Genomic DNA, 20,334 nt, shown 5'->3' on the forward strand with positions numbered 1-20,334 from the left:
GTGTCTCCGGTTCTTAGAGCGCTTCGGCGCCCGAGATGATTTCGATCAGCTCGTTGGTGATGACGGCCTGACGCGAACGGTTGTATTCGATCGTCAGCCGCTCGATCATGTCGCCCGCGTTGCGGGTCGCGTTGTCCATGGCGGACATGCGCGCGCCCTGCTCCGAGGCGGCGTTTTCCAGGAGCGCGGTGAAGATCTGGGTCGCCACGCCACGCGGCAGCAGGTCTTCCAGAACCGCTTCTTCCGAGGGTTCGTAGTCGTAGAGCGGGCCGGTATCTTCGCCTGCATCCTCGGCCGTGTCGAACTGCGCCGGGATCACCTGCGTCGCGGTCGGGATCTGGCTGATCACCGACTGGAAGCGGTTGAAGAAGATCGTCGCCACGTCGAACTCGCCCGCGTCGAAGCGGCCCAGAACGTCCGAAGCGATACCCGCGGCATCGGCATAGCCGAGGCGCTTGACCTCGCTCAGATCGACATGGCCGACGAACTTGTCGGCATGGTCGCGCTTGAGCTGCTCACGGCCCTTCTTGCCGACGGTCAGGATCTTGACCGTCTTGCCGTCGCGCAAAAGCTCGGAGATGCGCGTGCGCGCCAGCTTCACGATCGACGAGTTGAAACCGCCGCACAGGCCGCGTTCCGCGGTCATGACGACCAGCAGGTGCACGTCCGATTTGCCGGTTCCCGCCAGAAGGCGCGGTGCCCCCTCGCTGTCGCCCACGGCGCGGGCGAGGCCGGACATGACGGCCTCCATCTTTTCCGCGTAGGGGCGCGCCATCTCCGCCGCGTCCTGCGCCCGGCGCAGTTTCGCGGCGGCGACCATCTGCATCGCCTTGGTGATCTTGCGGGTCGACTTGACCGACGCGATCCGGTTCTTGAGGTCCTTGAGATTGGGCATCTGTCAGACCCCTCAGGCGAAATCGGCGGCGTATTCGTCGAGTGCAGCCTTGATCTTGTCCGCGGCGTCGCCCTTGATCTTGGGGTCCTCGTTGGTGATCCAGTCGAGAACGTCCTGCTTCTTGGAGCGCAGGAAGGTCACGAGACCACGCTCGAAGCGGCCGACGTCACCGACGGGCAGCTTGTCGAGGTAGCCGTTGATGCCGGCAAAGATCACGCAGACGATCTCCGCGTTGGTCAGCGGCGAATACTGCGGCTGCTTCATCAGCTCGGTCAGGCGCGCACCACGGTTCAGCAGGCGCTGGGTGGCGGCGTCGAGGTCCGAGCCGAACTGCGCGAAGGCCGCCATTTCACGGTACTGCGCCAGCTCCAGCTTCACCGAGCCCGCGACCGACTTCATCGCGTTGGTCTGCGCGGACGAGCCCACGCGGGAGACCGACAGACCGGTGTTCACGGCAGGGCGGATGCCCTGGAAGAACAGTTCGGTCTCGAGGAAGATCTGGCCGTCGGTGATCGAGATCACGTTGGTCGGGATGAAGGCCGACACGTCGCCGCCCTGCGTCTCGATGACCGGCAGAGCCGTCAGCGAACCCGAGCCGTTGTCCTCGTTCAGCTTGGCCGACCGCTCCAGCAGGCGGGAGTGGAGGTAGAACACGTCGCCCGGATAAGCCTCGCGGCCCGGCGGGCGGCGCAGCAGGAGCGACATCTGGCGATAGGCAACGGCCTGCTTCGACAGGTCATCGTAGATGATCAGCGCGTGACGGCCGTTGTCGCGGAAGTATTCCGCCATCGCGGTCGCGGCGTAGGGGGCCAGGAACTGCATCGGCGCGGGGTCGGATGCGGTTGCGGCCACGACGATGGAGTATTCCATCGCGCCGGTTTCCTCGAGCTTCTTCACCAGCTGCGCCACGGTCGAGCGCTTCTGACCCACGGCGACATAGACGCAGTAGAGCTTCTTGCTCTCGTCGTCGCCCGCGCGCTCGTTGTAGACCTTCTGGTTCAGGATCGTGTCGAGCGCCACGGCGGTCTTGCCGGTCTGGCGGTCGCCGATGATCAGCTCGCGCTGGCCGCGGCCGATCGGGATCATGGCGTCGATGGCCTTTAGGCCGGTCGCCATCGGCTCGTGAACCGACTTGCGCGGGATGATGCCCGGTGCCTTGACGTCGGCGACGCGACGCTCGGTGGCCGCGATCGGGCCCTTGCCGTCCAGCGGGTTGCCGAGACCGTCGACGACGCGACCCAGCAGCGCGTCACCGGCGGGAACGTCCACGATCGAGTTCGTGCGCTTGACGGTGTCGCCTTCCTTGATCTCGCGGTCCGAGCCGAAGATCACGACGCCGACGTTGTCGGCTTCGAGGTTCAGCGCCATGCCGCGGATGCCGCCGGGGAATTCCACCATCTCGCCGGCCTGCACGTTGTCGAGGCCGTAGACGCGGGCGATACCGTCACCCACCGACAGCACGCGGCCGACTTCGGCCACTTCGGCGTCCTGTCCGAAATTCTTGATCTGGTCCTTGAGGATCGCAGAGATTTCTGCAGCTTGGATCGCCATCTTAACCGACCTCTTTCATCGTGTTCTGGAGTGCGTTGAGCTTCGCCTTGATCGAGGTGTCGATCATGCGGGAGCCAACCTTGACGACAAGACCGCCGATGAGGCTTTCATCGACGGTCGCATTCAGTTTCACATCACGGCCGACCGACGCCTTGAGCGTCGCGGCAAGCTTTTCGGCCTGCGTCTTGGTCAGCGCCTTGGCCGAGACGACATCGGCCGTGATCTCGCCCTTGTGCTCGGCGATCTTCTCGCGCAGCGCGCGCAGCATCGCGGGCAGCACGAACAGGCGACGTTTCTGCGCCATCAGCCGCAGCGTGTTGCCGGTGATCGCGCCAAGGCCCATCGCCTCGGCGACCTTGCCCATGGCCGCGGCCGACGCGTCGCGCCCATAGAGCGGCGAGGTGATGACGTCGCGCAAGTCCGCGCTTTCGGCCAGTGCCCCCTCGAGGGCCACCACATCGCTTTCGAGCGCGGCGAGAGCGCCCTCTTCTTCGGCCAGATCAAACATCGCGGTCGCGTAACGCGCGGCAATGCCGGTCGAGATTGAAGCAGGTTCGCTCACGTCCACCCTTTCTCACATAGGTATCCCGGCAGGGCGCAAGTCGCGCCCCCGGGCGTCTCGTTTTCGGCAGCGGATGGCAGCCAATTTCCCATAAATCGCGGCCCATGTAGCAGAGCCCCCGCAATGCTGCAACCGCGATAGACCGTAGCGGCGCGCAAGGAAAATCCTTCCAAAACAAGGGGCAAGCTTCTCTGCCCAAATATGCGACGCTTTGAAGCTTGGCCTTGCGACGCTTTGCCCGGCCCCGCGCCACGATTCTTGCGACAGGCATCGGCGCGCGTTGGCGCGACCAACCCGTTGTTATCCCTCGATTCAATCGCGGTGGCGGTTGCTTGCGCCCGCACCGACCGGCGCCGGGGCCCCTTCGAGGATCTTCAGTGGCTGGCGCACCCGTTCGGCAAGGCCCGGCCGCGTGGGCGCGTGAACGCGCTTTGACACTTCCAGCAGGATCACGCCCCCGGCGTAATAACTGCTCAATTTCGCGCCCATCTTCTCGACCACGTCGGCCGAGCGCAGCCAGAAGCGCCGCTCGGAGGGGGGCGCGAAGAGCGCCGCGGCGTGCCGCTCGGGCATGAAATTGTGCCGCTTCATCTGCGTCTCCAGTTGGCCCAGCGAATAGGGCCGCCCGAAGCCGAAGGGCGTCGCATCCCGCCGCGCCCAGAGGCCCGACCGGTTCGGCACCACGAACAGCGCCTTGCCCCCCGGCCCCAGCACACGGGCGCATTCCTCGAGCACCGAGGTCGGATGTTCCGAGGTCTCCAGCCCGTGCAGGCACACGATCTTGTCGGCGATCCCGGTGGGCAGTGGCCACAGGCCTTCGCGGCAGAGCGCCGAGACATTCTCCAGCCCCGCGGGCCAGGGCATGACGCCCTGTTCGGCCGGCATCAGGCCGACGACGCGCCGCGCCTCGGCGAGGTAGGGGCGCAACAGCGGCACGGCAAAGCCGAAGCCCACGACGGTCTGCCCCTGCGCCTCGGGCCAGAGCGCGAGCATCCGGTCGCGCACCGCCTTTTGCGCGATGCGCCCAAGCCGCGTGCGGTAATAGAATTGGCGCAGATCGGTGACGTCGAGATGCATTGCACTACGTTGATCGCTGGGACAGGGTGGCCCTCCACCCGACCTTGACCCAAGCAACCACGGATTTCCATGCCCGAGACCGGCACCAGACCCGAAATCGTCACCATCCCCTGCCTGCAGGACAATTACGCCTACCTGCTGCATGATCCCGCGACGGGCCGAACGGCCCTGGTCGACGCGCCCGAGGCCGCCCCGATCGAGGCGACGCTGGCCGCGCGGGGATGGCAGCTGACCGACATCCTGATCACGCATCACCATTGGGACCACGTCGACGGCGTGGAGGCGCTGCGCAGCGCCACCGGCGCGCGGGTCTGGGGGGCTGCCGCCGATGCCCACCGCCTGCCCCCGCTCGATCACGCGCTGGCCGAGGGCGATACGGTCGAGATCGGCACGCTGCAGGGCCACGTCATCGACGTGTCGGGCCATACCGTCGGCCATGTCGCCTACCACTTTCCCGGGGCCGGCGCGGTCTTCACCGCCGACAGCCTCATGGCGCTGGGGTGCGGGCGGCTGTTCGAGGGGACGCCGGGACAGATGTGGGAGAGTCTGCAAAAGCTCGCCGCCCTGCCACCTGCAACGCTGGTCTGCTCGGGCCATGAATACACCGCCGCCAACGCGCGCTTCGCGCTGACCATTGAACCGGGCAACACGGCACTTAGATCACGGTGTGACGCGGTCGCCGCGGCGCGGGCCGAGGGGCGGCCGACCGTCCCCTCCTCGCTGACCGAGGAGCTGGCGACCAACCCATTCCTGCGCGCGGCCGATCCGGGCATCGCGGCGCAGCTCGAGATGGCGGGCGCGGCCCCCGCCGATGTCTTCGCCCGTATCCGCAGCCTCAAGGACGCGTTCTGAGGTGTCCCGCTGCGGATGCACAAAAATGATGCAGACCGGCCGGAGCCCAAGAATAGCCAAGGGATAGAGGCCCCGGCACGACCCGCACACGAGACCTTGACGAATTTCTGCTTGAAACACGCCCGCAGAAAGCAAAGCTTAAGACCAAGAGGCCATGATCGGCGACAGGTTCCGCCTGCCCCGATGCACAGGAAAGGAGCACGTCCGTGCCGTCTTTTTCGACTACCCTAGAGCAGGCCATTCACGCGGCGCTGGCCAACGCAAATGCGCGCCGCCACGAACTCGCTACGCTCGAGCACCTGTTGCTTGCGCTGATCGACGAACCCGAAGCGCGCAAGGTGATGCTTGCCTGTTCGGTCGACATCGAGGCGCTGCGCGAGACCCTCGTGAGCTTCATCGACGATGACCTCTCGACGCTCGAGACCGATGTCGAGGGCTCCGAAGCGGTGCCGACCGCCGCCTTCCAGCGCGTGATCCAGCGCGCCGCGATCCACGTCCAGTCCTCGGGCCGGACCGAGGTGACCGGGGCCAACGTGCTGGTGGCGATCTTCGCCGAGCGCGAGAGCAACGCCGCCTATTTCCTGCAGGAGCAGGACATGACCCGCTATGACGCGGTCAATTTCATCGCCCATGGCGTCGCCAAGGATCCATCCTATGGCGAAAGCCGTCCGGTGTCGGGTGCCACCGACATGGAGGAAGAGGCGCAGACCGGCAAAGCCTCGGCCGCCGAGGGCGAGCAGAAGGAATCCGCGCTGGCGAAATACTGCGTCGATCTGAACGCCAAGGCGACCAAGGGCGATGTCGATCCGCTGATCGGGCGCGCCCACGAAGTGCAGCGCTGCATCCAGGTGCTGTGCCGCCGCCGCAAGAACAACCCGCTTCTCGTGGGCGACCCCGGCGTGGGCAAGACCGCCATCGCCGAAGGGCTTGCCAAGAAGATCGTCGAGGGTGAGACGCCCGAGGTGCTTCAGGGGGCCACGATCTATTCGCTCGACATGGGTTCGCTTCTGGCGGGCACGCGTTATCGCGGCGACTTCGAGGAACGGCTGAAGGCCGTGGTGAAGGAACTTGAGGATCACCCCGACGCGATCCTGTTCATCGACGAGATCCACACGGTGATCGGCGCCGGTGCCACCAGCGGGGGGGCGATGGATGCCTCGAACCTGCTGAAACCCGCGCTTCAGGGCGGCAAGCTGCGCTGCATGGGCTCGACCACCTACAAGGAATACCGCCAGCACTTCGAAAAGGACCGCGCGCTGTCGCGCCGGTTCCAGAAGATCGACGTGAACGAGCCTTCGGTCGAGGATGCGGTCAAGATCCTCAAGGGCCTGAAGCCCTATTTCGAGGATCACCACGGCGTGAAATACACCGCCGATGCGATCAAGACGGCCGTGGAACTCAGCGCGCGCTACATCAACGACCGCAAGCTGCCCGACAAGGCCATCGACGTCATCGACGAGGCAGGCGCGGCGCAGCATCTCGTGGCGGAAAGCAAGCGTCGCAAGACCATCGGTGCCAAGGAGATCGAGGAGGTCGTCGCCAAGATCGCCCGCATCCCGCCCAAGAACGTCTCCAAGGACGATGCCGAGGTGCTGAAGGATCTCGAGGTCTCGCTGAAACGCGTCGTCTTCGGCCAGAATGCCGCGATCGAGGCGCTGTCGTCGTCGATCAAGCTGGCCCGTGCAGGCCTGCGCGAGCCGGAGAAGCCCATCGGCAACTACCTGTTCGCGGGCCCTACCGGCGTCGGCAAGACCGAGGTCGCCAAGCAGCTTGCCGATACGCTGGGCGTTGAACTGATGCGCTTCGACATGTCGGAATACATGGAGAAGCACGCGGTTTCCCGGCTGATCGGCGCACCGCCGGGCTATGTCGGCTTTGACCAGGGCGGTCTGCTGACCGACGGGGTCGACCAGCACCCGCATTGCGTCCTCCTGCTCGACGAGATCGAGAAGGCGCATCCGGACGTGTTCAACATCCTCTTGCAGGTGATGGACCACGGCACGCTGACCGATCACAACGGCCGCAAGGTGGATTTCCGCAACGTGATCCTGATCATGACCTCGAACGCGGGAGCCGCCGAACAGGCCAAGGCCGCCATCGGCTTTGGCCGCGACCGCCGCGAGGGTGAGGACACGGCCGCCATCGAGCGGACCTTCACGCCGGAATTCCGCAACCGCCTGGATGCCGTGATCAGCTTCGCGCCGCTCGGCAAGGAGACGATCCTTTCGGTGGTCGAAAAGTTCGTCCTCCAGCTCGAGGCGCAGCTGATGGACCGCAACGTCACGATCGAGCTGACGCGGCCCGCCGCCGAATGGCTGGCCGACATGGGTTACGACGACAAGATGGGCGCACGTCCGCTGGGTCGCGTGATTCAGGAGCACATCAAGAAGCCGTTGGCCGAGGAACTGCTCTTCGGCAAGCTGGCCAAGGGCGGCAATGTCAAGGTCGGCGTCAAGGACGGCAAGATCGACCTGCGGATCGAGGAACCGGGCAGCCCCCGGATCGGCTCGAAGAAGCCGCCGCTTCTGACCGCGGACTGACACGCCGCCCGTGCGACAAGGCAAATGGCCCGGATCCCTGCGATCCGGGCCTTTTCCTTTTCGGCATTCCGGCTAGGCTTGCGCGCATGATGAGTATCGCCCGTGCCCTGTGCCTGTCGTTCGCCCTGCCTGCCTCCGCCCTCGCGCAGGACCTGCCGCCTTTGCTCTTTCCCGTGGACTGCACCCTGGGCGCGACCTGTTTCCTGCAGCAATTCGTCGACCGCGACCCCGGCCCCGGTGCGCGCGCCTTCGACTGCGGCCCGCAAAGCTACGACGGCCACAGCGGCACCGACATCCGGGTCGCCGATGTCGAGGCGATGGCGCAGGGCGTCAGCGTGCTTGCCGCCGCCGGGGGCGTGGTGCGCGCCGTTCGGGACGGTGTGCCGGATGGCGGCACCTTCACCGCCCCCGAGGGGCAGGGCTGCGGCAACGGCGTGGTGCTGACCCATCCGGGCGGGTGGGAGACGCAATATTGCCACCTGATGCGCGGGTCCATCGCCGTGGCGCAGGGCACGCGCGTCGAGGCCGGAACGCCCCTCGGGCTGATCGGGTTTTCAGGCGCGACCGAGTTTCCGCATCTCGAATTCATCCTGCGCCGCGACGGCGCGGTGATCGACCCGTTCGACCCCGGCGAGGCCACGGCCTGCGCGACCGGCGCCGCCCCGCTCTGGGCCGAGCCCGTGGTCAATCCCGGCGGCGGCATCCTGTCGGCGGGCTTTGCGCCAGGGGTGCCAGAGTTCGGGGCGATCCGCAGCGGCACGGCGGATGCCGACCGGCTCGACGCCGCCGGCCCGGCCGTCGTGCTCTGGGCCTTCGTCCATGGCGGTCGGGCGGGTGATGTGCTGCAGCTGGCGATCACCGACGCGCGCGGCGCGGCGTTTCACGCGCAGGAGGTCACGCTCGACCGCACGCAGGCGCAGCTTTTCCGCGCCTCGGGACGGCGCGTTCGCGGCGCGATCCCGCCGGGCGATTACACCGGCACGGTGACGTTGATCCGCGACGGGCAGGTCGTGGACAGCCTGACGGTCACGGTTCCGGTCGACTAGGGAGTGATGCCGCCACGCATGGCGATCTTGCGCCCCCATGTGGCGCGCACCCTGTCCGGCATGAAAAGACACCCGCGCTGGGGCACGGGGGTCCGGGAGATATCGCGCGTGGCTGCCGTCAGTCGCCGAGGGCGAGGGCCACGAAGCGTGGATTGCCGCCGCGGCGGATCAGCAGAAGGATGGATTTCTGCCCGTTCTCCGTCGCCGTCTCGACGCGCTCGCGGAAATCCCCGACGCTGTCCACCGCTTGCTGCGCGACCTCGGTGATGACGTCGCCGGGCTGCAGCCCCTTGGCCGCGGCATCCGAAGCGGGGTCGACCGCCTCGATCACCAGCCCGCCCGCGATGCCTTGCGCGCCGAGGCTGTCGCGCAGCTCGTCGGTGAGCGGCACCAGCTCCATGCCCAGCACCTCGGAGGAGACGGGCGCGACCGGGGCGCCGTCCGGCGTGGTGGCGCCGATCCCCTCGGCGGTTTCGCGGCGTCCCAGCGTCACCCGCAGCGTGCGCGTGTCACCGTCGCGGAACACCAGCAGGCGCACGGTCTGCCCCTCGGCGCTGTCGCCCACGACGCGGACAAGCTCGCGGGTGTCGGCGATGTCTTCGCCGTCGAGCGACAGGATCACGTCGCCCACCTCGACGCCGCCCTCGGCGGCGGGGCCGTCGGGCACGTCCGTCACCAGCGCGCCACGGGCTTCGGCAAGGCCGAGCCCCTCGGCAATGTCGGCGCTGACGTCCTGGATGCGGACGCCGAGCCAGCCGCGGCGGGTCTCGCCGAACTCGCGCAGCTGGTCGACCACGTTGGTCACCACCGCCGAGGACATGGCGAAGCCGATCCCGATCGAGCCGCCGGTGGGCGACAGGATCGCGGTGTTGACGCCGATCACCTCGCCGTCGAGGTTGAACAGCGGGCCGCCCGAGTTGCCGCGGTTGATGGCGGCGTCGGTCTGGATGTAGTCGTCATAGGTGCCCGAGAGCGCCCGGCCCGAGGCCGAGACAATCCCCACGGACACGGAGAACCCCTGCCCCAGCGGGTTGCCCATGGCCATGACCCAGTCACCCACGCGCATCGCCTCGCTGTCGCCGAAGGGAACGAAGGGCAGCGGCGCGTCCGCCTCGACCTTCAGAAGCGCGATGTCGGTGTTGGGGTCGGTGCCGATGATCTCGGCCTCCAACTCGAAGCCGGCGCGGAACTCGATGACGATCTCGTCGGCACCCTCGATGACGTGGTTGTTCGTGACGATGAACCCGTCCTCGGAGATGACGAAGCCCGAACCAAGCGCCTGGCTGCGACGCGGCGCGCGCTCGGGGTTCTGACGGTCGAGGAACTCATTGAAGAAATCCTCGAGCGGCGAGCCCTCGGGCACCATCGGGGCGGGGCCGCCCTGGCGTCCGGCCACGATGGCCGAGGTGGTGATGTTCACGACCGAGTCGCCGACCTGGTCGACGAGATCGGCAAAGGTCGCGGGCGGCGCGGATTGCGCGCGGGCCTGCTGCGCCGTGGTCACGGTGGCGAGGATCACCATCGCGGAGATCAATGCCGCCGTCGCAAGGCGGTAGAGCGCCGGGCCGCTGGCGGCGGCGCGCGTTGCGACCCGCGCGGGCACGGCGCGGCGCTCGGTGATGTATCGGGCCTGTTGGATCGTCACGAACTTCCCTCCTGTCCAAGCCATTGGCGGGCCGCTGCTGCGCGGCCCTCTCCCATCACATATTTGGCCGCGAGCCCCCCGGATCAATGCCGGATCCTGCGCCTGGCACGGCCGCGCGCGTCACATCGTCGTGACACAAGGTAACGCGATCCCGGGCAAACGCCAGCGCAGGCCGTAATGGACGCGCCCGACAGCGTGGATCACAGACCGGCGGACACCGCGAAGGACACCAGCACCGCCCCGAGCGTCATCGCGCCCAGCCCGATCAGGCGGCGGGTTTCCACCGGGATGGATTGCATGAGCTTCAACAGGTCCTCCAGACGCGAAGGGGCCAGTGCGAACACCAGCCCCTCGATCACGAGAACCATTCCCAGACCCAGAACGAGGATCAGGAGCATTGCGGCGCCCCCGTCACCGACCGGAGGGCCCTGCGCCACCGGCACCCGACAGGTATTCGAAGAATTCGCTGTCGGGCGAGATGACCATGGTCGAGTTCTGCCGCCGCAGCGCGCGCTCGTAGGCGGTCATCGAGCGGTAGAACTCGAAGAACTCCGGGTCCTGGCCGAAGGCTTCGGCGAAGGTGCGGTTGCGTTCGGCATCGGCCTCGCCTCGGGTGATCTCGGCCTCGCGGCGCGCCTCGGACACCAGCTCGACCACGGTCCGGTCGGCCTGGGCGCGCACGCGCTGCGCGGCTTCCTCACCGCGGGCGATCTCGTCGGCAGCTTCGCGTTCCCGCTCGGCGCGCATACGTGCGTAGGTCGCCTCGAGGTTCTGAGCAGGCAGGTTGGTCTGCTTCAGCCGGACGTCGAGAATGTCGAGCCCGAGGGCCAGCGCGCTGGTGCGCGCGCCGTTGCGGATATTGGTGGCGAGATCAACGCGCTCGGGCGACAGGATCGTGTCGGAGGTGACACCGCCCGCACCCAGCGTTTCGCGGATCTGCGCGTTGAGGATCGAGGACAGGCGATCCTCGGCGGCGCGCAGCCCCCCCACGCCGACGGCCTGCCGGAAGCGGACCACGTCGGCGATCCGGTAACGGGCGAAGGCATCGACCACGAGGCGGCGGTCGTCCGAGGGCGTCACCTCGATCGTCTCGGTATCGAGCGCGAGGATACGCGAGTCGTAATAGACGACCTCCTGGATGAACGGGATCTTGAAGTTCAGGCCAGGCTCTTCGATCACCTGGCGGATCTGGCCGAATTGCAGCACCAGCGCGCGCTGGCGTTCGTCGACCACGAAGATCGAGCTCAGCAGGACAGCCACGCCGAGCACGACGACGGGAATGAGATAGGTGATACGGCGCATCAGTTCGAACTCCCGGTCGTGACGGTCGAGGTGTTGCCCTGGTTGCGGCGCAACTGGTCGAGCGGCAGGTAGGGCACGACGCCTTGCTGGCCGCCATTGCCGTTCTGGTCGAGGATCACGAGATCCACGTCGCCCAGCACCCGCTCCATCGTCTCGAGATAGAGACGGCGGCGCGTGACCTCGGGCGCATCGTCATATTCGGCGAGAACCGCAAGGAAGCGGCTTGCCTCACCCTCGGCCTCGTTGACGACCTGCGCGCGATAGGCCTCGGCCTCTTCGAGGACCTGCGCGGCTTCACCGCGGGCCCCTGCGAGAACGCGGTTGGCATAGGCGTCGGCCTGCCGTTCGAGGCGGTCACGCTCCTGTTCGGCGGCCTGCACCGCGCGGAAGGCGTCGATCACTTCGGCCGGCGGATCGGCCCGGTCGAGGTTCACACGAATGATCGTGATGCCGCTTTCATAGCTGTCGAGCGTGGATTGGATGCCCTCGCGCACGCCGTCGGCGATCAGGCCTCGGTCGCGGTTGAGGATCGGCGCCAGCTCGGTCTGGGCGATGATCTCGCGCATCGTGGCCTCGGCCACGGCACGGACCGTGTCGCGCCCGTCGCGCAGGTTGAACAGGAATTTCGCCGGGTCGTTGATGTTCCAGACCACCTGGAAGTCGATGTCGACGATATTGGCGTCGGTCGTCAGCATCAGGCCGGTGGAACCACCGACGCGGTTGGACACGATATCGCCGATATCCTCGGTCCGTTCGGAGGTCACGTTGACCACCTCGGCGGTCATGACGGGCCAGGGCGCGAAGTTCAGGCCCGGATTGCCCACCGACGAGAACTCGCCGAGGAACAGTTCGACCGACTGCTCTTCCGGCCGGACGGTGTAGAAGGACTGGTATCCCCAGAACAGGAGGGCTGCCGCGATGCCCACCAGCGTCAGGGTGCGCGGGCTGACCGGCAGGTCGCCACCACCACCGCCGCCACCGCCGGGCCCGCCGTTGCGGCCGCCACGGCCGCCCATCAGGACGCGCAGCTGTTCCTGGCCCTTGCGGACGATCTCGTCTAGTTCCGGGATCTGCTGGTCGGGGCCGCCGGGGCGTCGCCCGCCCGGTCCGCCCGACCCGTTGTTGCCGCGGTTGCCTCCGCCCCCGCCGCCGGAGCCGCCACCGCCGCCCCAGGGTCCGCCACTATTGCCAGCCATCGATCGTCGTTCCCCTCAACTGCAAAACGTCTGTCTTGTCACATATGGGGCACTCATGCCCCGGTTTCACGCCAAGCTGTGCGTTTTTCCCCCGAGATCAAGGCGCATCACGCGCTTCGCACGGGGGATTTCATCGTCACCAGCTCTTCGGACATGGTCGGATGCACCGCGACGGTGCGGTCGAAATCCTCTTTCGTCGCGCCCATCTTGACCGCGATGCCCGCCAGCTGGATCATCTCGCCCGCATGGGGCGCGACGATATGACAGCCCAGCACGCGGCGGGTTTCCTTGGAGACCACCAGCTTCATCATCACCCGGTCGGGCCGCCCGGCAAAGGCCGTCTGCATCGGCCGGAACGAGGTGCAGTAGATCTCGACCGGCTCGCGGTCGCGGGCCTCTTCCTCGGACAGGCCAATGGTGCCGAACTCGGGCTGGGTGAAGACCGCCGAGGGGATCAGCTCGTGATCGACGGGCGTGGGGTTGCCCTTGAACACCGTCTCGACGAAGGCCATCCCCTCGCGGATCGCCACCGGCGTCAGGTTCACCCGGTCGGTGACATCGCCGATCGCGTAGATCGAGGGCACGGCGGTCTGGCTGAAGTCATCCACCACGATCTCGCCGCGGCGGCCGAGTGTCACGCCCACCTCCTCCAGCCCCATGTCGCGCGTGTTGGGCGCGCGGCCGGTGGCGAACAGGACGGCGTCGAAGCTGCGCGCCATCCCGTTCGAGGCCTTGACCCAGACCGGCCCGGCGCTGCCGCCCTCGGCATCGGGGCGCGGCTCGGAGACCGGTGCGCCCAGCCCCTCGCCCGCGGGCCCCTCGGGGCGCTCGGCATCGGCGGGGCACATCTCGACGATGTTGGTTCCCAGATGCAGGTCGATGCCGCGCTCCTGCATCTGGTCGGCGATGAGGCCGCGGGCCTCTTCGTCGAAGCCGCGCAGGATCTGCGCACCGCGGTAGAATTGCGTCACCTCGACGCCGAGGCCGTGCAGGATGCAGGCGAACTCGCAGGCGATATAGCCGCCCCCGACGATCAGGATCGACCTGGGCAGGCTCTCCATGTGGAAGATGTCGTCCGACACCATGCCCAGATGCGCGTTCGGCATCTCGGGGCGCACCGGGTGGCCGCCGGTGGCGATCAGGATGTGCTTGGCTGATCTCGTGCTGCCGTCCGAAAGCCGCACCTCATGGGTGCCGGCAAGCTTGGCGCGCTGGTCGAAGATCTCGACATTCGATCCCTCGAGCAGGCCGCGGTAGACGCCTTCCAGCCGGTCAAGCTCGGTGTTGAGCTGGCCCGCGAAGCGGCCCCAGTCGAAACTGCCCTCGTGGATGTCCCAGCCATAGGCGCGGGCGTCGGAGAAGATCTCGCTGTATTCGCTGGCGAAGACCATCAGCTTTTTCGGAACGCAACCGCGGATCACGCAGGTGCCGCCAAGGCGGCTGTCCTCGGCCAGCGCAACCTTTGCGCCGGTCGCCGCAGCGACACGGGCCGCGCGCACGCCCCCCGATCCGCCGCCGATCACGAAGAGGTCATAGTCGAAATCCGCCATCTCTGCCCTGCCGTCCGCTTCTGAAGTGCGGCCCCGGTATTTCACGGACAGGCCCCCGATGCCAGACCGCGTCCTGTCGCGGCGGTTGCGGCCTGCGCGGGGACGGTGCGGTCAGTCGGCGCTGTCGGCGAAGAGGTTCTCGGTATCGGTGATGTCGATGCGCTCATGCTCGACGGTGCCGTTGTTGATGTCGCGCACCTCGACCGTGCCGTCGCCGTTGCCGATCACCAGCACGTCGCAGATGTCGAGGAACAGCCCGTTCTCGACCACGCCGGGGATCTGGTTGAGCACGAGGCTGAGCTGCGTGGGGTTGGCGATGCGGCGCAGGTGCAGGTCGAGGATGAAATTGCCCTCGTCCGTGCGGAACGGGTCGGCCCCGTTCAGCCGCAGGCTGGCCGAGCGGCCCATCACGTCGACGTTCGACAGCATTTCCTCGATCAGCGCCTTGGTGGTCTGCCAGCCGAAGGGGATCACCTCGACCGGAAGGGGAAAGTTGCCCAGCGTGTCGACCTGCTTGGACAGGTCCGCGATCACGACCATCTGGTCGGACGCGGTCGCCACGATCTTTTCATGCAGCAGCGCGCCGCCGCCGCCCTTGATCAGGTTGAGGTTCGGGTCATACTCGTCGGCCCCGTCGATGGTCAGGTCGAGCCAGCGCACCTCGTCCAGCGTCTTGATCGGCACGCCGACCTCGGCCGCCAGTTGCGCGGTGCGGGCCGAGGTGGCCACGCCGGTGATCTTCATGCCGTCCTCGCGGACCATCTCGCCGAGGCAGCGCACCATCCAGGCGGCGGTCGAGCCGGTGCCGAGGCCGACGCGCATGCCGTCCTCGACGAATTCGACGGCGCGGCGGGCGGCGACGTATTTCGCCTTGTCGATGGGGGAAAGCTCGGCGGTCATGGCGCGGCTCGTCTCCTTAAGCACTGGTATTTTCTACGTCATAGCGAAGCCGTGCGCGCGGGGCGAGACCAAACTGACGCCGCCGCCACGGCGTCACGGGCCGCGGCCAGGTGATCGCGCGGCAGGATCAGCAGCGCGCCGGGCGCGTCGAAGCACAGTTCGACCTGTGCCCCCGTGCTGCGGTTCGAGGTGCCGATGCGCCCCAGCGGGTCGAGCCGGAGGCCGTCGATGGGCCAGTCCAGCCCGCGGCTGCGCCCGGTCACCGGCGCCAGCGGAAAGATCGACACGCGCGTCTGCGCGGGCAGGTCCAGCCGCAGGCGGGGCGGCGCATGGAGCACGATATCGGCCACGCCCAGCACGATGCAGCGCGCGTCGGGGCGGGCGGCAAGGACGTGGTAGACCGCAAGCTCGTGGTCGATGCGCGCGCCGGTGAAGCCCACCGCAAGGATCACGGGGGCCACGACATGGCGCAGCGCCTTGTCGAAATCCGTCGTCTCCTGCTCGGCGATGACATGCAGCCGCTCGGCGGGGATGCGCGCCATCGCCTCGGGGCCGAGGCTGTCCATGTCGCCATAGACCGCCTCGGGCATATGACCTTCGGCGAGGGCCCTCGCAGCGCCCCCGTCGGCTGCGACAAGGCGGGGGGCCAGCGACAGGGCAAGCGCAAGATCCCCCGCGCCCAGCGTGCCGCCGCCCAGCAGGGTCACCCCCTCCCCTGCCTCGAAGCGCGTCACATTGTTGCCCATGTTCAGCATTATCTCCCTTGAAACGCCCTATTCATGACGCGTTTTCGCGGAATCACTTTGGAAGAACGAATGCAATCATTAAAAAATCGGACACGTCCGGTCGAGCAGAGCGATAGAGACCCATGAGCGACGCGAACAAGATTTTGACGGTGTCCTACGGCACCTTTTCCTGCACCCTCGAGGGCTTCGACAAGCCGTTCGAGGCGATGAAGGCCATCGCGGAGTATTTCCGCGACCTCGCCGCCGAGGACAGGTATTTTGGGGCCGAGCCTCCGACGCCGGACACCGAGATGCTGCACCGCATCACCGAGGCGGCGATCCAGCGCCGGGTGGATGCGCGCATCCTGGAAAGCGGCCTGTTGCTGCGCCAATATGGTGAGGAAAGCGCGGACGCGGTTGCAGAGCCGGTGGCGTCCGAAGCCGCCGCGCCGCGCGACATCGCGCCGGAGGAAGAGGACGTCACGCCGCCCGAGGCCGAGCCCGAAGCCGAGGCCGAAGCCGAGGCCCCTGTGCGGACTGCCGTGGCCGACGAGCCCGCTGCGCCGACCGAAGCCACGGAAGAGACCGACGCGGACGAGGCCCCGCAGGAGACAATCGCCGAGGTCGGTGACGGCACCGACACGCTGGCCGCGGTTGCCGCGGCGCTGGCCGAGACGCCCGATGTCGCAGCCGATGCCGGGCCGGTGGCCGCGCCCGAGCTTGCGCCGCAGGACGACCGGACCGGGCGCGAGCAAGAGGACGACGCCGACACCCTGCCCGCGGCGTTCTTCGCCGAAGCCGAGGAGCAGGCCCCCGACCTCGACGAAAGCAGCTATTTCGCATCGACCACGCCGCTTGACGGCGTTTCGGTGGCCGAAAGGCTGGCCATGATCCGGCGCAGCGCCATGGGCGCGCCGGATGCCCTGGACGAGGATGAGGACGACGACGGCGACGACCGGTCGGCCGAGGCCGCACCCGCCGTGCCCGCAGCGCCCGCCGCTGAGACGGAGGAGGATGCGACCCTCTCGGCAGTCATCGCCGCCGCAAGCGGCGCGCCCTCGGCGCGGGAGGCAGACGCCCCGATTGCCGGGGAGACCGCGCCGCCTTCCCCGCAGGTCTCCGAAGGTGGCGATGGTCCCTTGCGCCTGTCGCAGGTCGAGGACGCCGACCGCCTGTTCACCGCCACCGAGGACCGGCTGTCGCATGCCGACACCACGCGCCGCCGGGCCAATATCGAGCATCTCAAGGCCGCGGTCGCGGCCCGGACCGCCGAGCGGCACCTGTCGCCCGAGGACGCCGACGCGCAGGAAGACGCGACCGCCGATTACCGCGAGGACCTTGCACAGGTCATGCGTCCACGCCGCGTCCGGGTCGATGTCACCCGCCGCCGCGGCGAGGCCCGCGCAACGCCGCTCGTGCTGGTGTCGGAACAACGCATCGACGACATGCCCGAGACGCCCCGCGCCCCGGTCCAGCCCCGCCGCGTGACCAGTGGCGAAGGCGCTGCGCCGCTGCAGCTTGCCGCGGACGCGACCACGGCCGAGAAGGCCACGCCGCCCGCCGAGGCCGCGCCGCGCAAGACGGCCAACAGCCTTGCGCAGCTCGCGCAGCGCGCCGGGCTGATCATGAGCCTTGGCCGCGGAACCGCGGTTGCCGAGGACGGCGCGACCGCCCCCGCCGAAGGCAGGAGCGCGGCCACCGAGGCAGAGCCACAGGCGATCCCGGCACCCGAAGCCGCCCCCGCGGGCTTGCCCCACGCCGACGACGAGATTGCCCTGACCCATAGCGAACGCTTCGCCCTGCGCCTCGAGCAGAGCGACGCGGTGGAGATCGAGGACGTGGTCGAACTGGCGGCGGTCTATGCCACGGCGGAGTTCGGGTCGGAGGTGTTCGACCGCCCCACGCTGTTTCGCATGATCGCAGACGCGACCGACAACTCGATCGACCGCGACGACATGTTCGAGGCCTTCAGCACGCTGCTGCGGAGCGGCCGGGTCGAGCGCGTGGCGCGCGGCGTGTTCCGGTTGGGCGCAGGCCCGCACGAGGGCTGACCGGGACGGTCTGCCCCCTCGGCGGGGGCGATGGCGCGTTGCGGGGTCAGTGGCGGGATCAGTCGTCCGGCCGTGCGTCCGGGTCGGCCTGACCCACCCCCTTGAACACGGCCTTGAGCGGGAAGGCCCAGATCACGCCCAGCACCGTGTAGATCGCCAGTTCGACCCAGAGCGAAGGACGCTCGAACAGGCTCATGATCCACCACGCAAGCGCGATGTAGGCCGGCAGGCCAAAGAAGAGAAACGCCAGCGACAGCCGTCGCCGGGTCTTGTAGCTGAGCGCCATGGCGATCCCTTTCGGGTTGGTCAGGTGTCAGTCGGCGAACGGGTCGGTCACGAGGATCGTGTCCTCCCGCTCGGGCGAGGTGGAGAGTAGGGCCACCGGGCACTCGATCAACTCCTCGATGCGGCGCACGTATTTCACCGCCTCGCCCGGAAGGTCGGCCCAGCTGCGCGCGCCCTCGGTGGAGGCGGACCAGCCCGGCATTTCCTCGTAGATCGGCGTGCAACGCGCCTGTTGGTCCGCCGCCGTCGGCAGGTAGTCGAGGCGCTGGCCGTCGAGGTCGTAGCCCACGCAGATCTTCAGCGTCTCGAACCCGTCGAGCACGTCGAGCTTGGTCAGCGCGATCCCCTTCACACCAGAGGTGGCGCAGGTCTGCCGCACGAGGCAGGCATCGAACCAGCCGCAGCGCCGCTTGCGGCCCGTGGTGGTCCCGAACTCGTGGCCCCGCTCGCCAAGGCGCTGGCCGTCGGCGTCATGCAACTCGGTCGGAAACGGCCCCTCGCCCACGCGGGTGGTGTAGGCCTTCACGATGCCCAGCACGTAGTCGATGGCGCCCGGCCCGATGCCGACGCCCGTCGCCGCCTGCCCCGCGATCACGTTCGAGGAGGTGACGAAGGGATAGGTGCCGAAGTCGATGTCCAGAAGCGCGCCCTGCGCCCCCTCGAAGAGGATGCGTTTGCCGGCCTTGCGCTTCTCGGTCATCACCTTCCAGACGGGGCCTGCGTATTGCAGGATCTGCGGCGCCACCTCTTTCAGCTGGGCGATCAGCGCGGCGCGGTCGACCTCGGCGATGCCGAGGCCCTTGCGCAGGGCGTTGTGATGCGTGAGCGCGCGGTCCACCCGCGCCTCGAGCGTCGCGTCATCGGCAAGGTCCGCGACGCGGACGGAGCGGCGACCGACCTTGTCCTCGTAGGCCGGGCCGATGCCGCGGCCGGTGGTGCCGATCTTGGCGCCAGGGCTCGCGGCCTCCTCGCGGGCGCGGTCCAACTCGCCGTGGATGGGCAGGATCAGCGGCGTGTTCTCGGCGATCATCAGCGTCTCGGGGGTGATCTGCACCCCCTGCGCGCGGATCGTCTCGATCTCGCCCAGCAGGTGCCAGGGGTCGAGCACGACGCCATTGCCGATGACCGAGAGCTTGTTGCCCCGCACCACGCCCGAGGGCAGCGCGTGCAGCTTGTAGACCGCCCCGTCGATCACGAGCGTGTGGCCGGCGTTGTGCCCACCCTGGAAGCGCGCGATCACGTCGGCGCGCTCGCTCAACCAATCGACGATCTTGCCTTTCCCTTCGTCGCCCCACTGGGCGCCGACGACGACGACATTGGCCATGGCGGATCCTCCGATTTGCAGCCCGGAGCGGCTATAGCGGGCGCGGCGCGCGGTTGAAAGCGCAGACTCGCCGAGGCGCGCGCCCCGTGCGACACGCCGCCGCAATTCGCACCCCGACGCCGGGCCGGCGCTGATCTGGCGGGAAATCGGTATACATCGGTGTGCAGATCACGAAACGACCGCCCGCCAACGCAAAAGAGCTTGCATGCGCCGAGGCGATTCACGTTAAAGTTGCACCAGTTGGTCTTGCGGCGGCATGCCGCATCTCCTAAGTAGGCGCAAATCCGAGCCCGGCCTCGAAAAGGGACCCTGCCCATGGAAAACGTCATTCTCGTCGTCCATCTCATCCTCGCCATCTGCCTGATCGGCGTGGTTCTGCTGCAGCGTTCCGAAGGGGGCGGCCTCGGCATGGGCGGCGGTGGCGGCGTGATGACGGGGCGGCAGGCCGCGACGGCGCTGGGCAAGCTGACCTGGGCTTTCGCCATCGCCTTTCTGGCCACGTCGATCACGCTGACGATCATCGCGGCGCAAAACTCGGCCGGGTCTTCGGTGCTCGACCGGATCGGCACGGGGGCCGCCACCGACGAGGCCCCCGCGGATGCACCGGCCCTGCCGCCGGCCTCGGACCTTCTGCCGCCCGTCTCGGGCGACGCCCCGGCGCTGCCGCCGCGCGCAGACTGAGCGGAAAGCGCGCATATCTGGGGTTTTTGACCCGCTCACTCAACATCATGTAGCCGATTGCCTTGCGGCAACAAGGCGAATCCGGTTATTGTCAAATCCCGTGACACAGGGATAGGGCATTGGCCGCGGACATCTGCGGCAAACCCGGCACG

18 protein-coding genes are annotated in these 20,334 nt (G+C 68.0%); 5 read left to right on the forward strand and 13 right to left on the reverse strand.

Features of this window, described 5'->3' with window-relative positions:
* Positions 1-13: 13 nt before the first annotated feature.
* The 4 genes from QQK83_RS10620 to QQK83_RS10635 all read right to left on the reverse strand — a co-directional run bounded on the left by QQK83_RS10620 (position 14) and on the right by QQK83_RS10635 (position 4,085).
* Complete coding sequence (locus QQK83_RS10620; RefSeq protein WP_284264076.1) at positions 14-895, reverse strand: F0F1 ATP synthase subunit gamma; 882 nt, start codon at positions 893-895, stop codon at positions 14-16.
* A gap of 12 nt (positions 896-907) precedes the next feature.
* The gene (gene atpA, locus QQK83_RS10625) at positions 908-2,446 is read right to left on the reverse strand and encodes a F0F1 ATP synthase subunit alpha (RefSeq protein ID WP_284264077.1); all 1,539 of its coding nucleotides are present in this window, start codon (positions 2,444-2,446) and stop codon (positions 908-910) included.
* A 1-nt stretch (position 2,447) separates the two neighbouring features.
* A complete protein-coding gene (locus tag QQK83_RS10630) occupies positions 2,448-3,008 on the reverse strand; it encodes a F0F1 ATP synthase subunit delta (protein WP_284264079.1) in 561 nt (186 codons plus the stop codon).
* A gap of 312 nt (positions 3,009-3,320) precedes the next feature.
* Positions 3,321-4,085 (reverse strand): methyltransferase domain-containing protein, encoded by a 765-nt coding sequence (locus QQK83_RS10635; protein WP_284264081.1) that lies wholly within the window; start codon positions 4,083-4,085, stop codon positions 3,321-3,323.
* A gap of 69 nt (positions 4,086-4,154) precedes the next feature.
* Between QQK83_RS10635 and gloB the strand changes: the two genes are divergently transcribed.
* The 3 genes from gloB to QQK83_RS10650 all read left to right on the forward strand — a co-directional run bounded on the left by gloB (position 4,155) and on the right by QQK83_RS10650 (position 8,523).
* On the forward strand, positions 4,155-4,937 hold the full coding sequence (gloB, locus tag QQK83_RS10640; RefSeq protein WP_284264084.1) for a hydroxyacylglutathione hydrolase: 783 nt from the start codon (positions 4,155-4,157) through the stop codon (positions 4,935-4,937).
* 206 nt (positions 4,938-5,143) lie between these two features.
* Entirely contained in the window at positions 5,144-7,477 is a 2,334-nt protein-coding gene (clpA, locus tag QQK83_RS10645) for an ATP-dependent Clp protease ATP-binding subunit ClpA (protein ID WP_284264086.1), read from the forward strand.
* 89 nt (positions 7,478-7,566) lie between these two features.
* Positions 7,567-8,523: a M23 family metallopeptidase gene (locus QQK83_RS10650; protein WP_284264088.1), complete on the forward strand. Its 957-nt coding sequence runs from the start codon at positions 7,567-7,569 to the stop codon at positions 8,521-8,523.
* 118 nt (positions 8,524-8,641) lie between these two features.
* Here QQK83_RS10650 and QQK83_RS10655 read toward each other — a convergent pair whose 3' ends face one another.
* From QQK83_RS10655 to QQK83_RS10685, 7 genes are all read right to left on the reverse strand, one after another.
* Positions 8,642-10,045: a Do family serine endopeptidase gene (locus tag QQK83_RS10655; protein ID WP_284264136.1), complete on the reverse strand. Its 1,404-nt coding sequence runs from the start codon at positions 10,043-10,045 to the stop codon at positions 8,642-8,644.
* A gap of 323 nt (positions 10,046-10,368) precedes the next feature.
* Positions 10,369-10,566, reverse strand: coding sequence for a DUF2065 domain-containing protein (locus QQK83_RS10660; protein WP_284264090.1), 198 nt, complete (start codon positions 10,564-10,566; stop codon positions 10,369-10,371).
* A 13-nt stretch (positions 10,567-10,579) separates the two neighbouring features.
* Complete coding sequence (gene hflC, locus QQK83_RS10665) at positions 10,580-11,470, reverse strand: protease modulator HflC (protein ID WP_284264092.1); 891 nt, start codon at positions 11,468-11,470, stop codon at positions 10,580-10,582.
* Positions 11,470-12,666, reverse strand: coding sequence for an FtsH protease activity modulator HflK (gene hflK / locus QQK83_RS10670; RefSeq protein WP_284264094.1), 1,197 nt, complete (start codon positions 12,664-12,666; stop codon positions 11,470-11,472). Before hflK ends, hflC begins: the two co-directional genes overlap by 1 nt.
* A gap of 107 nt (positions 12,667-12,773) precedes the next feature.
* A complete protein-coding gene (locus QQK83_RS10675) occupies positions 12,774-14,216 on the reverse strand; it encodes an FAD-dependent oxidoreductase (RefSeq protein WP_284264096.1) in 1,443 nt (480 codons plus the stop codon).
* 111 nt (positions 14,217-14,327) lie between these two features.
* Complete coding sequence (gene rpiA, locus QQK83_RS10680; protein WP_284264098.1) at positions 14,328-15,116, reverse strand: ribose-5-phosphate isomerase RpiA; 789 nt, start codon at positions 15,114-15,116, stop codon at positions 14,328-14,330.
* Between the two features lie 38 nt (positions 15,117-15,154).
* A complete protein-coding gene (locus tag QQK83_RS10685; RefSeq protein ID WP_284264100.1) occupies positions 15,155-15,862 on the reverse strand; it encodes a thiamine diphosphokinase in 708 nt (235 codons plus the stop codon).
* A gap of 122 nt (positions 15,863-15,984) precedes the next feature.
* Between QQK83_RS10685 and QQK83_RS10690 the strand changes: the two genes are divergently transcribed.
* A complete protein-coding gene (locus tag QQK83_RS10690) occupies positions 15,985-17,892 on the forward strand; it encodes a hypothetical protein (RefSeq protein WP_284264102.1) in 1,908 nt (635 codons plus the stop codon).
* Positions 17,893-17,950: 58 nt separating this feature from the next.
* Here the strand turns inward: QQK83_RS10690 and QQK83_RS10695 are convergent, their stop codons facing one another.
* Positions 17,951-18,178 carry a DUF2842 domain-containing protein gene (locus tag QQK83_RS10695; RefSeq protein ID WP_284264104.1) on the reverse strand — a complete coding sequence of 76 codons (228 nt, stop codon included), beginning with the start codon at positions 18,176-18,178 and terminating at the stop codon, positions 17,951-17,953.
* A 27-nt stretch (positions 18,179-18,205) separates the two neighbouring features.
* Positions 18,206-19,501: an adenylosuccinate synthase gene (locus QQK83_RS10700; protein ID WP_284264106.1), complete on the reverse strand. Its 1,296-nt coding sequence runs from the start codon at positions 19,499-19,501 to the stop codon at positions 18,206-18,208.
* 315 nt (positions 19,502-19,816) lie between these two features.
* On the opposite strand from QQK83_RS10700, the gene secG reads away from it, so the two are divergent.
* Complete coding sequence (gene secG, locus QQK83_RS10705; protein WP_284264108.1) at positions 19,817-20,182, forward strand: preprotein translocase subunit SecG; 366 nt, start codon at positions 19,817-19,819, stop codon at positions 20,180-20,182.
* The last annotated feature ends 152 nt before the right edge of the window (positions 20,183-20,334 follow it).

This window comes from Roseicyclus amphidinii, assembly GCF_030163755.1.
In the GTDB taxonomy this organism is placed as follows: domain Bacteria; phylum Pseudomonadota; class Alphaproteobacteria; order Rhodobacterales; family Rhodobacteraceae; genus Roseicyclus; species Roseicyclus amphidinii.